Here is an 11990-nt window from a genome sequence, read left to right as displayed (position 1 = left end):
GTGATCGAGACCTCGTTCACCGGGCAGCTGGTGGGGGGGCTGGTGATGGCGGCCCTGGGCTTCGTGCCGGGCTATGCGATCTCGTGGCTTTTGGCCGCGATCGGCCAGCTGCGGGTGCCCGCCTCGGCCTATCCCGAAGCGCTGCACCCCACCGTCACCCCGGCTGAATAAGCCCCCGATCCCGAGAGGAAAACCCAATGGAAGCACCTTTTGACGCCACCTCGTGGGAGGGCATCTCCGGCGCGATCTACGCAGGCTTCGGCAGCGCCGAACTGTTCTGGATCGCCCTGTGCTACCTCTGCGTCCTGATCGCCGTCATCCTCGGATGGAAACACGAAAAACACGCTTATGACACGGCCAAAAACGGACAGTGAGGCCAAGCCCCCCGGCACGCCGGGGGGCGTTTTCCTGCGGGGTGCTGTCTGCGCGCTGTTCCCTTTTGCGCGCTGCGGCGTCACAATCGGGCGTAGTATCGTGACAGGAAATTTCAGATGCCCAAAGCCGCCAAGCCCCGTTCGCCCGCCGCAGACCCCTCGCCCGAGCGCCGCACGGAACAGGCGCATCTGCCGATCGACCAGCGCATCGGGGCCGCGATCCGGCGCAAGCGTCTGGCGCTGATGCTGACACTGGCGGATCTGGCCTCGGGGTCGGACATGTCGGCGGCGATGCTCAGCCGGATCGAGAACGGTCAGGCCAGTGCCAGCCTTGATGTGCTGGAGCGGATCTGCACGGCGCTTGGGGTGTCGATCTCGATGCTGCTGAGCGAGGTCGAGAACCGGAAGGGCGAGGCGCAGCTGATCAAGGCCGAGGATCAGCTGGAGGTGGTGCGCACCGGCACCAAGCACGGCCATACCTACCGGCTGCTGTCCTATCACCGCGGGCCGCAGAAACTGTTCGAGCCGTTCCTGATCGAGATGGACAAGGAAAGCGAAAGCTACCCCCGGTTCCAGCACCCCGGAACCGAGTTCATCTATATGCTGGAAGGCGAGATGGATTATCAGTTCGGCGAGAAGCGATTCACCCTGACGCCGGGCGATGCGCTCACCTTCTCGGGCGAGGTCGAGCATGGCCCGGCCGAATTGCGCAGCGAGAAGGTGAAGTTCATCTCGACGATCATCTACGCCGAATAGCCGCCGCGCTGCGCGGTCAGTTCGATCTCGACCTTCTGCCAGGGCCGCATCATCGAGACCACCTGCACCAGAGTCGACGCCGGGCGCACGGTGCCGAACACCTCGGCATGGGCACGCGCGACCTCTTCGGCATCGTTGATGTCGCGCAGGAAAACGGTCGTGCGCACGGTATCGGCAAAGCTGGCCCCTGCGCCCTCCAGCGCGCGCCCGATGATGTCGAGCGCGGCCTTGGCCTGGGTGTAGCAATCGCTTTTCTCGTGCCCGGCGGGGGCGCAGGTGCCCGACACATGCACCCAGCCCCCCTGGGCCACGGCGCGGGAATAGCCATAGACGGTTTCGAAGGCACCGCCCGAAGAAATCAGTTGGCGGGGGGATTGGTCGGTCATGGGACTCTCCTGTTTGGGGGAAGGATCAGAAAGCGAAACGGTCGCGCAGGCGATACCACTGCTCGACAAAGGGGACGGCCGCGGGGGCCAGTGCGGCGAAGGGATGGCTGGGGAAGCGCAGGTCGCTGAATTCCGAGGCGCCCTCGGCCACGCCCATCAGTTGCTGCGCGATCTTGCGCCCGAACCAGGTCGCGCGGGATACGCCGGTGCCGCAATAGCCCATCGCGTAATGCACGCCCGCCGGGGTGCGGCCCAGATGCGGGAATTCGTCGAAGGTGTAGCCGATGCGCCCTGACCAGGCGTGACTGACCGGGGCGTCGGCCATCTGCGGAAAGGTCGCCAGCAGGTCGCGCGCCAGATGGGCATAGGCGCGCGGATCGGTCTGCGCCGCGTTATGGCCGATCCGCCCGCCCCAGATCAGGCGGGGCGCATCGGGGGCGGCGCGGAAATAGGAAAACACCCGCGCGCTGTTGCCATACATCCGCCCGCCGGGCATCAGCGCCGCGATCCGCGCGGGTGGCAGCGCGCCGGTGGCGATCAGCGCCGATCCGACCGGCACGATCCGGCGGCGGGTGTAGCTGTCGAAATGCTGGGTGTAGCCATTGGTGGCGACGATCACATCGCGGGCCTGCACGCGGCCCCGCGGGGTGACGAGGGTGAAGCCCCGCGCCTCGGGACGCAGGGCCACGACCTCGGCCTGGCCCGCAACGATGCCGCCTGCCGCCTGCACCCGGTCCAGCAGACCCGCGTGATAAAGCCCCGGATGCAGGCTGGCGTCATCGGGCAGGACCGAGCCGCCGTGAAACAGATCCGAGGCGATTTCGGCGTGCTGCGCGGCGCGCGGCACCATGAACGACGCCACCCCGGCATGGCGGCGCAGATCCTCCATGTCGCGGGCCATCGCCTCGTAATGCGCAGGCCGCATCGCGCCCCGAAACCGCCCGCAGCGGGTGAAATGACAGGCGATGCCTTCATCGCGGATCAGCGCCTCGATATGGTCGAGCATCGCCACACCTTCGCGCAGCAGCGCCTCGGCCTTGGTCTGCCCCATCATCGCGATCAGGGTTTTCACGCGGAATTTCTGGTTGCCCGAACCGATCTGCCCGCCATTGCGGGTCGAGGCGCCGAAGCCCGGGCGTCCGGCCTCGAGCACCGTGACCGAACGGCCCGCCCGCAGCAGCGTCAGCGCCGCGACAAGCCCGGTGAACCCCGATCCGACGATCGCCACATCGACCGGCGCGCCCGGCAGCGCGGCGGGCGGCGCGTCGTCCAGCGGCTCCCACCACCAAGGCGCCATCGTCAGACCGGAGCGGACCCGGCCCTGGGCCAGATCGGCCAGGGTCGGAAGGGAAACGGGGGCGACGGAATCGGCGATCACGGGTCTCTCCTGCGGGGGTTTGGGCGCGACACCCCTACGGGCCGCGCCATGTGTGTTTGCGTTTAATACAAACTTATTGCATATAACGCAATCCTGAATTATGCCTGTCCGCCATGCGATCCGGTCGAGATCGCGCAAAGAACCAGTTCAACAAGGAGAGAATCATGTCGGCTGTTGCCGGAACGAAGGAGACGCCCGAACCCGGTGCGCTGGCCACGCCAAAGGGGCTGACGCCCGAAACGGCGCAGACCTGGCTGAAACAGAACGGCGTGCGTCAGGTGCTGGCGCAATTCGTCGACATCCACGGCGTGGCCAAGGCCAAGGCGGTGCCGCTGCCGCATCTGAACGCAATCCTCAAGGATGGCGCGGGCTTTGCGGGCGCGGGCTTCTGGGGATCGGGGATGAAGCCGCATCATTCGGAATACATGATGCGCGCCGATCTGGGCACGCTGGGGCTGACGCCGTGGATTCCGGGCTATGCCTCGCTGTTCGGCACCGGGCTGGTCAATGACGCAGAACATGTCTTCGACACGCGCAACGTTCTGGCGGCGCAGGTGGCACGGCTGGCCGAAAAGGGGCTGACGCTGAATACCGGGCTGGAGCCGGAATTCATGCTGCTGCGCCGCGACGAGACCGGTGCGATCCGACCGTTCGACGCCACCGACACGCTGGAAAAGGCCGCCTATGACTATCGCGGGCTGATGCGGGCGCGCGATGTGCTGAACGATCTGGTCGAAAGCCTGGAGGCGGTGGGCATCGACGTCTACCAGATCGACCACGAGGACGCGAACGGCCAGTACGAGATCAACTTCCGCTATGCCGACGCGATGACGACCGCCGATCAGGTCACCTATTTCAAGATGGCCGCAAGCGAGATCGCCCGTGCGGCGGGCGCGATCTGCTCGTTCATGCCAAAGCCCTTTGCCCGGGCGACCGGCAACGGCATGCACATCCATTTCTCGATCGCCGATGCCAGCGGGCGCAACCTGTTCGAGGACACCTCCGATCCTTCGGGGCTGGAGCTGAGCGAGATGGCCTATCACTTCCTGGGCGGCGTTCTGGCCCATGCGCCCGCGCTGACGGCGCTCTTGTGCCCCACGGTCAACAGCTACAAGCGGCTGGTGGTGGGCAACGATGCCTCGGGCACGAACTGGGCGCCGGTCTTCGTGACCTATGGCGACAACAACCGCACGGCGATGGTGCGGGTGCCGGGCGGGCGGCTGGAACTGCGGGTCGGCGACAGCGCGATGAACCCCTATCTGGCCAGCGCCGCGCTGATCGCCGCCGGTCTTGACGGGATCGAGCGCAAGCTGGACCCCGGCGCGCCGCATAACGTCAATTTCTATGAACTGAGCCCGGCCGAAGTTGCCGAGATGGGCATCGACGTGCTGCCGCAATCGCTGGCCGCCGCGTTGCGGGCCCTGCGCGAGGACCGGCTGTTTGCCGAAACCCTGGGCGCCGGGCTGATCGACGAATTCACCGCGCTCAAGCAGGCCGAATGGGATGGCTATCACCGCCATGTCTCGGACTGGGAACTGAACCGCTATCTGAGCTTCTTCTGAAAGGATTTCCGAAACATGTGTGGAATTGCAGGACTGTTCATCAAGGACAAGGCGCTGGAGCCGCAGCTGGGCGCGCTGCTGGCGCAGATGACCTCGACGCTGTGCGGACGCGGGCCGGATTCGGCGGGGTTTGCGATCTATGGCGCCGAACGCCCCGGCACGATCAAGATCACCGTGCAGGGCACCGAAGCCACGGATTTCGCCGCGCTGGCCGCCGATCTGGGCCGGGCCATCGGCGCCGAGGTGTCGTTTGAGCCCCACTGGACCCATGCCGTGCTGTTCGTGCCGCGCGAAAAGACCGAGATCGCCGAAAGCTGGATCGACAACCGTGCCGACATCGCGCTTGTGTCGAAAGGCGCGCGGCTCGAGATATTCAAGGAAGTCGGCTATCCCGATGATGTGGCCACCAAATTCGGCATCCCGGCGATGGCGGGCAGCCATGGCATCGCGCATACCCGGATGGCCACGGAAAGTGCTGTGACGACCGACGGTGCGCACCCGTTCTCGACCGGCGCCGATCAGTGTCTGGTGCATAACGGCTCGCTCTCGAACCACGCGTCGTTGCGGCGTGAATTGCTGGCCGACGGCATCCGCATCCGCACGCAAAACGACAGCGAAGTCGCCGCGGGCTACATCAGCCGCGAATTGCGCGCGGGCAAGACGCTGGGTCAGGCGCTGGAACACAGCCTGGGCGATCTGGACGGCTTCTTCACCTTCGTGATCGGCACCGAGGATGGCTTTGGCGTGCTGCGCGACCCGATCGCCTGCAAGCCCGCCGTGATGGCCGAGACCGACCAATATGTCGCCTTCGCCTCGGAATACAAAAGCCTGACCTGCCTGCCCGGGATCAAGACCGCCCGGGTGTGGGAACCCAAACCCGCCCAATCCTATTTCTGGGAGCATGCCTGATGACCCGCTTCGACCTTGAAACCCAAACCGTGCGCGATCTGAACGCCGCGCTGCATCGCCTGCCGCTGACCGGCGCTGCCGCGCCGTTCCAGATCCTCAATCCCAACGGCGAACATTCCATCGCGGTCGGCGTCGATGCCGATGTCGAAATCGCGATCGACGGTCCGGTGGGCTATTTCTGCGGCGGCATGTGCCGGCAGGCGCGCATCACCATCGACGGCAACGCCGGTCAGGGCGTGGGCGAGAACATGGAATCGGGCCTGATCCATGTGAAGGGCGATGCCAGCCAGTCGGCGGGCGCCACCGGCCGCGGCGGGCTGTTGCTGATCGAAGGCAATGCCTCGGCGCGCTGCGGCATCTCGATGAAGGGCGTCGACATCGTGGTGAAGGGCGACATCGGCCACCTGTCGGGCTTCATGGCGCAGACCGGGCGAATGGTGGTCTTTGGCGAGGCGGGCGAAAGCCTGGGCGACAGCCTTTATGAAGCGCGGCTTTATGTGCGCGGCCCGGTCGCAAGCCTTGGTGCCGATTGCATCGCCAAAGAGATGCGCGACACCCACCGCGCCGAACTTTACGACCTGCTGACCGCGGCAGGCGAGGCTGGCCGCGTCGATGTGGGCGAATTCACCCGCTACGGCTCTGCCCGCCAGCTTTACACCTTCCACGTCGACAACGCCGGAGCTTACTGATGACCGCCCCCTCCCCTTTCCACACGCTGCCGCGCAAATCGGCGACCTTCGACGATTACACCCTGTCCGAAATCCGCCGTGCCGCTGCGACCGGGATCTATGACATCCGCGGCGGCGGCACCAAACGCAAGCTGCCGCATTTCGACGACCTGCTGTTTCTGGGCGCCTCGATGAGCCGCTACCCGCTGGAAGGCTATCGCGAGAAATGCGCGACCAATGTCACACTGGGCACGCGCTTCGCGAAAAAACCGATCGAGCTGAAGATCCCGGTGACCATCGCGGGCATGTCCTTCGGCGCGCTGTCGGCGCAGGCGAAAGAGGCACTTGGCCGCGGCGCCTCGATTGCGGGCACCTCGACCACCACGGGCGACGGCGGCATGACGCCAGAGGAACGCGGCCAGTCGCAGACCTTGGTCTATCAATACCTGCCCTCGCGCTATGGCATGAACCTGCGCGATCTGAAAAAGGCCGATGCCATCGAAATCGTCGTGGGTCAGGGCGCGAAGCCGGGCGGCGGCGGGATGCTGCTGGGGCAGAAGATTTCCGACCGCGTGGCCGAGATGCGATCGCTGCCCAAGGGGATTGACCAGCGCTCGGCCTGCCGCCACCCGGACTGGACCGGCGCCGACGATCTGGAACTGAAGATCCTGGAGCTGCGCGAGATCACCGACTGGGAAAAGCCGATCTACCTGAAGATCGGCGCAAGCCGGCCTTATTACGACACGGCGCTGGCGGTGAAGACCGGGGCCGATGTGATCGTGCTGGACGGGATGCAGGGCGGCACCGCCGCGTCGCAGGATGTGTTCATCGAACATGTCGGCATCCCGATCCTGTCGGCCATTCGCCCGGCGGTGCAGGCGCTGCAGGATCTGGGGATGCATCGCAAGGTGCAGCTGATCGTGTCGGGCGGCATCCGCAACGGGGCCGATGTGGCCAAGGCGCTGGCGCTTGGGGCCGATGCGGTCTCGATCGGGTCGGCGGCGATGGTGGCCTTGGGCGACAACGATCCGCGATGGGAGGCCGAGTATCAGGCGCTCGGCTCGACTGCGGGGGCCTATGACGACTGGCACGAAGGGCTCGACCCGGCCGGGATCACCACGCAGGACCCCGCGCTGGCCGCGCGGCTTGATCCGGTGGCGGCGGGGCGGCGGCTGGCCAATTACCTGTCGGTGATGACGCTGGAGGCGCAGACCATCGCCCGCGCCTGCGGCAAAAGCCACCTGCACAACCTTGAACCCGAGGATCTGTGCGCGCTGACGCTGGAAGCCGCCGCGATGGCGCAGGTGCCGCTGGCGGGCACCGGCTGGGTTCCGGGCCGCAACGGGTTCTGAGCCGCAGATACCGAAAGAGGCGCCGATGGCGCCTCTTTTTTCAGGGTCGAACGGGTTGCGCGCGGGATCAGACGGTGACCACGCGCACCGCCCCGCCCGCTGCGGTCAGCGCGATCTCGCCATGCGCCAGACGCAGCGCATCGCGACCGAAGACCTCGTGCCGCCAGCCGGTCAGCGCCGCCACGTCGCGCTTGCCCGCCGCGATCCGGTCCAGATCCGAGGCCGAGGCGATCAGCTTGGCCGCCACCCCCTCGGCTTCGGATTTCGCTTTCAGCAGCACGCGCAGCAGATCGGCCAGCGCGGTGTTCACCTGCAGCTGCGCGGATTCTTCGGGCAGGCGCGGGAAATCCTCTGGCTTGGCCTCCATCCCGGCCTTCACGGCGGTGATGATCCCCTCGGCGATGTCGCCGCGCCGCGCCTCGCGCAGCAGCAGGCGCGATTTGTTCAGCTCGTCAAAGCTGGTGGGCTTGGTCGAGGCCAGTTCCAGCAGCGCGTCATCCTTGAAGATGCGCGACCGCGGGATGTTCTTGTTCTGGGCATAACCTTCGCGGAACCGCGCCAGTTCGCGCACCACCGCCAGAAACCGCCCCGAGGTGGTGCGCGTCTTGACCCGCATCCACGCCTCTTCGGGCCGGGTGATATAGGTTTCCGGGTTCAGAAGGATCGCTTCCTCTTCCTCGACCCAGGGCTCGCGGCCCGATTTCTTCAGCTCGCGCGCGAGGAATTCATAGATCACCCGCAGATGGGTCACGTCGGCCACGGCATATTTCAGCTGCGCATCGGTCAGCGGACGGCGCGACCAGTCGGTGAAGCGCGAGGTCTTGTCGAGCGATTGCCGTGCGATCTTTTTCACCAGCGTTTCATAGCCGACCTGTTCGCCAAAGCCGCAGACCATGGCCGCAACCTGGGTGTCGAACAGCGGGATCGGAAAGACCTGCGCTTCGGTGAAGAAGATTTCCAGATCCTGCCGCGCGGCGTGAAACACCTTGACCGTGCCGGAGTGGCGGAACAGGTCATACATCGGTTCGAGCGAGATCCCTTCGGCCAGCGGATCGACCAGAACGGCCGCGCCTTCCTCTTTGCCGTGATTGGGCAGCGCCATCTGCACCAGACAGAGCTTCGACCAATAGGTCCGTTCCCGCAGGAATTCGGTATCGACGGTGACGTAGGGTTCGGTTTTGGCCTTGGCGCAGAACTCTGCCAGGGCTTCGGTCGTAGTAATGGTCTGCATCGCGCGCTTTCTCGTGGTGCGGGGTCATCCCGCCGATCACTTCCCTTTAGGCGAGCGGGGCCTGAAAGAAAAGTGCGCAGGCTTTCGCGATGCGCGAAATATCCACAGGCTGGTCGTCTTGCACCGGCGGAGCCTCCGGCGGGAGTATTTCAGCCAAGAAGAAGCGGCCCGCGCTCGCCAGCGACGAAGCGTTTCAGCACCGCAGGATACAGCCGGTGTTCCTGCACCAGCACCCGCGCGGCCAGGGTTTCGGCGGTATCGCCCGGGGCGATCGCAACGCGCGCCTGCCCCAGGATCGGGCCATCGTCCAGCACCGGGGTGACCTCGTGCACGGTGCAGCCCGCCTCGGCATCGCCCGCATCCAGCGCGCGCTGATGGGTGTGCAGCCCGGGGTATTTCGGCAGCAGCGAGGGGTGGATGTTGAGCATCCGCCCCGCGAACCGGCCCACGAAATCGGGGGTCAGCACCCGCATGAAGCCAGCCAGGCACAGCACGTCGGGTTCCGCCGCAAGGATCGGTTTCAGCAACTCGGCCTCAAACGCCGCGCGATCGCGCCCAAAGGGGCGGTGGTCGATGGCGGCGGTGGGCACGCCCAGTTGCGCGGCCTTGCTCAGCCCGCTGGCCGCCGGATCGTTGCTGGCCACCAGAACCGGCGTCGCGAAACCGTCGGCCTGCATCGCCTCGACCAGACGGACCATGTTAGAGCCGCCCCCCGAGATCAGGATCGCGACGCGTTTGCTCACAGCAGTTGGCCCGTGTAGGCGACGCCCTGCCCTTCGGTCACGGTGCCGATCCGGGTGACGGTTTCACCGGCATCGCGCAGCAGTGCCGCCAGTTCCTCGGCGCGGTCGGCGGCGACGACACAGATCATGCCGATGCCGCAGTTGAAGGTTTTCAGCAGCTCGGGTTCGGCCATGTTCGCGGTCTCTGCCAGCCAGCGGAACACGCCCGGCAGTTTCCAGCTGTCCAGATCAATCGTGGCACCCAGACCTTCGGGCAACACGCGCGGCAGGTTTTCGGTCAGCCCGCCGCCGGTGATATGGGCCAGCGCATGCACGCCACCCGCGCGCACCGCCGCCAGCGCCTGCGTGACATAAAGCCGGGTCGGCGCCAGCAGGGCCGCGCCAAGGCTGCCCTCGGCGAAGGGGCAATCGGCATCCCAGCCCAGCCCCGACAGCTCGACCACCTTGCGCACGAAGCTGTAGCCGTTCGAATGCACACCGTTGGAGCCGAGCCCCAGCAGCACATCGCCCGCCACCACGCCCGCGGGCAGATCCGCGCCACGCTCCATCGCGCCCACCGCGAAACCGGCAAGGTCGAAATCGCCCTTGTGGTACATGCCCGGCATTTCCGCCGTCTCGCCCCCGATCAGCGCACAGCCCGACTGCGCGCAGCCCTCGGCGATGCCTTCGATGATGCGGGTCGCCTGATCGAGTTCCAGCTTGCCGGTCGCAAAATAATCCAGGAAGAACAGCGGCTCGGCGCCCTGACAGACCAGATCGTTGACGCACATCGCCACCAGGTCGATGCCGATCGTGTCCACGTTGCCGGTGTCGATCGCGATGCGCAGCTTGGTGCCCACACCATCGGTCGCGGCCACCAGAACCGGGTCGGTGTAGCCCGCGGCCTTCAGGTCGAACAGCGCACCGAACCCGCCCAGCCCCGACATCGTGCCGGATCGCGCCGTGCGCTTGGCCGCCGGTTTGATCCGCTCGACCAGCGCATTGCCCGCGTCGATATCGACGCCTGCATCGGCATAGGTCAGCCCGTTCTTGCCCTCGTTCGCACCCGTGCTCATTGCCCGCATCTCCACCAGTGGACCCCGTTGGCGCGCGGCTTAGCGCAAAGGGCGCGGCGGGGCAACGGATATGGCGGTGGCACCGGGCATATTCTTGACCCGCCGGGGCGGAATGCGTAAGCCATGAGGCAGACCTTGGGGGCCTGTAGCTCAATGGTCAGAGCAGGGCGCTCATAACGCCTTGGTTGGGGGTTCAAGTCCCTCCGGGCCTACCAAAATTTGCAAAAAACACGCGAAATCAGCGGACACGGGGACCAAGCGGCGATTTTTTGACGCCTTTGTCTTCAATGTATTACAGGCAGCACGGGCCATGAAATCCGTTCCGAACCGCCACCAAGGGGCCTTGGTGCGCAAATCAGTTGGTGGCCGGAGTTCCCCCTGTCCCCGGACACACTTATCCTGCGACGAGCAGGACCGGGATGCCGAGGGCCGAGAAGCGGTCGAGGACCGCCGCGCGGATCTGGGCCTCGGAAACCTGGCGGTCGAAGTCCCGTGACATCAGCCGCTGGGGAGGGCATTCGATCCGCACACCCCCCCCACCCAGCCCATGAAACGCAGAGACTGAACCGCTAGGCTTGATCTGCTGAAGCGATCACTTTCCTCAGTCGATCTGCATAGAGCTTCTTCCATCCGCTTTGCGGCGTTTGCATGAACCAGCTCTTTTGAAGATCCCATGAGGTGTTCACCCCCTCTGCCGGATCACGGCCGACAATCGGTATCATGCCCGCCAAATTATAGATCGTCAGTTCACTAAACCAAAGGTTGCGCCCGTCGGTAAGAATATCCACACGCATATGATCGAAATGATCCCCAATCTGGCGCGCGACATCCAGAGCCTGTTGTGTAGTTTCCGGCATTGGTCGATTGGCGTTTCGGGTAATTTCCGGGGATCCTTCAAAAAGCCTCCAGCCCCCCTGTCCGTCGGGCAACCACACGTCCGCGAAAATGCCATCCTCGCTGAAGCGGTCGTAAATAACCTGCAATCGCTCGACACGTTTCCCGAATGTAAATATCTTAAATTCGGCCCCCATATTCGGAATGATTTTTTCGACAAACAACTTCCTGGAAACCCCGAAGTAGCCCCACTCGAGTTTCTTTCGACCATGCGGCTTTCGCAGATATTTCCGCAATTTTCGATTGACCGCCGAACGGTTGGGTGGGGCTTCTTGCAAGAATAAATTCGTTCTGCTGCCATGATTGGTCTTCACGACAACACCACCGGACAATAAATGATCCGGAATATCAGCCGGGTCCGTTCCTGACCAAAGAACTGGTGGCCCCTCGATGTTGATCGAGTTTCTTTTCAGCCAGTCGCGCACAAGCAACTTATCACTTATCTCAGTGAATTCGGGGCGCCGATCAAATATCTTTCTCCAAAAAAACTTGTCATTTGCCGTTTGCGGATTGGCCGGGTTCGGAATTCTCTTGTAATGACCAACTTTCCAGTACCAATAGGACAGGCTAGGGTGCCGCAGCAAAATCGCCCACCGGATCAGAGACAATACTTTGTCGGACATATGCAATTTTCCTAAAAGCCCTATTGCAGATGGGCGAGGTCACGTTTAGTCCCAGAGCA

At 64.7% G+C, this 11990-nt stretch carries 12 protein-coding genes, 1 tRNA gene and 1 pseudogene; 7 read left to right on the top strand and 7 right to left on the bottom strand.

Annotated features, from left to right (window positions below):
- Positions 1–197: 197 nt before the first annotated feature.
- Both P2G62_RS12335 and P2G62_RS12330 read left to right on the top strand, forming a co-directional pair.
- Positions 198–374 (top strand): hypothetical protein, encoded by a 177-nt coding sequence (locus P2G62_RS12335; RefSeq protein ID WP_275735203.1) that lies wholly within the window; start codon positions 198–200, stop codon positions 372–374.
- A gap of 117 nt (positions 375–491) precedes the next feature.
- Entirely contained in the window at positions 492–1130 is a 639-nt protein-coding gene (locus tag P2G62_RS12330) for an XRE family transcriptional regulator (RefSeq protein WP_275735201.1), read from the top strand.
- On the opposite strand, the gene P2G62_RS12325 is transcribed toward P2G62_RS12330, so the two are convergent.
- A complete protein-coding gene (locus tag P2G62_RS12325) occupies positions 1118–1516 on the bottom strand; it encodes a RidA family protein (RefSeq protein ID WP_275735200.1) in 399 nt (132 codons plus the stop codon). The genes P2G62_RS12330 and P2G62_RS12325 overlap by 13 nt on opposite strands.
- A gap of 25 nt (positions 1517–1541) precedes the next feature.
- Complete coding sequence (locus tag P2G62_RS12320) at positions 1542–2894, bottom strand: FAD-binding oxidoreductase (protein WP_275735199.1); 1353 nt, start codon at positions 2892–2894, stop codon at positions 1542–1544.
- A gap of 164 nt (positions 2895–3058) precedes the next feature.
- On the opposite strand from P2G62_RS12320, the gene glnT reads away from it, so the two are divergent.
- From glnT to P2G62_RS12300, 4 genes are read left to right on the top strand one after another with little or no spacing between them, the layout of a single operon-like run.
- Positions 3059–4456 (top strand): type III glutamate--ammonia ligase, encoded by a 1398-nt coding sequence (gene glnT, locus P2G62_RS12315; RefSeq protein WP_275735198.1) that lies wholly within the window; start codon positions 3059–3061, stop codon positions 4454–4456.
- Between the two features lie 15 nt (positions 4457–4471).
- Positions 4472–5365 (top strand): glutamine amidotransferase family protein, encoded by an 894-nt coding sequence (locus P2G62_RS12310; protein ID WP_275735197.1) that lies wholly within the window; start codon positions 4472–4474, stop codon positions 5363–5365.
- Positions 5365–6054 (top strand): protein GlxC, encoded by a 690-nt coding sequence (locus P2G62_RS12305; protein ID WP_275735196.1) that lies wholly within the window; start codon positions 5365–5367, stop codon positions 6052–6054. Before P2G62_RS12310 ends, P2G62_RS12305 begins: the two co-directional genes overlap by 1 nt.
- Positions 6054–7385, top strand: coding sequence for an FMN-binding glutamate synthase family protein (locus P2G62_RS12300; protein WP_275735195.1), 1332 nt, complete (start codon positions 6054–6056; stop codon positions 7383–7385). The genes P2G62_RS12305 and P2G62_RS12300 overlap by 1 nt, the downstream gene beginning before the upstream one ends.
- A gap of 67 nt (positions 7386–7452) precedes the next feature.
- Here P2G62_RS12300 and rnd read toward each other — a convergent pair whose 3' ends face one another.
- The 3 genes from rnd to purM form a co-directional block, all read right to left on the bottom strand.
- The gene (rnd, locus tag P2G62_RS12295) at positions 7453–8616 is read right to left on the bottom strand and encodes a ribonuclease D (protein ID WP_275735194.1); all 1164 of its coding nucleotides are present in this window, start codon (positions 8614–8616) and stop codon (positions 7453–7455) included.
- Between the two features lie 149 nt (positions 8617–8765).
- Complete coding sequence (gene purN / locus P2G62_RS12290) at positions 8766–9359, bottom strand: phosphoribosylglycinamide formyltransferase (protein ID WP_275735193.1); 594 nt, start codon at positions 9357–9359, stop codon at positions 8766–8768.
- On the bottom strand, positions 9356–10414 hold the full coding sequence (gene purM, locus P2G62_RS12285) for a phosphoribosylformylglycinamidine cyclo-ligase (protein WP_275735192.1): 1059 nt from the start codon (positions 10412–10414) through the stop codon (positions 9356–9358). Before purM ends, purN begins: the two co-directional genes overlap by 4 nt.
- A 139-nt stretch (positions 10415–10553) precedes the next feature.
- Here purM and P2G62_RS12280 point away from each other — a divergent pair.
- Positions 10554–10629, top strand: a tRNA-Ile gene (locus P2G62_RS12280).
- Between the two features lie 179 nt (positions 10630–10808).
- On the opposite strand, the pseudogene P2G62_RS12275 reads toward P2G62_RS12280, so the two are convergent.
- Both P2G62_RS12275 and P2G62_RS12270 read right to left on the bottom strand, forming a co-directional pair.
- Positions 10809–10922 (bottom strand): annotated as a pseudogene (locus tag P2G62_RS12275) (IS5/IS1182 family transposase); the annotation flags it as partial.
- Positions 10923–10983: 61 nt separating this feature from the next.
- A complete protein-coding gene (locus P2G62_RS12270; RefSeq protein WP_275735191.1) occupies positions 10984–11931 on the bottom strand; it encodes an ATP-grasp fold amidoligase family protein in 948 nt (315 codons plus the stop codon).
- Positions 11932–11990 lie beyond the last annotated feature (59 nt).

Source organism: Paenirhodobacter sp. CAU 1674 (assembly GCF_029222945.1).
Lineage (GTDB): Bacteria > Pseudomonadota > Alphaproteobacteria > Rhodobacterales > Rhodobacteraceae > Rhodobacter.
This window is presented reverse-complemented; position numbering and strand designations above follow the sequence as displayed.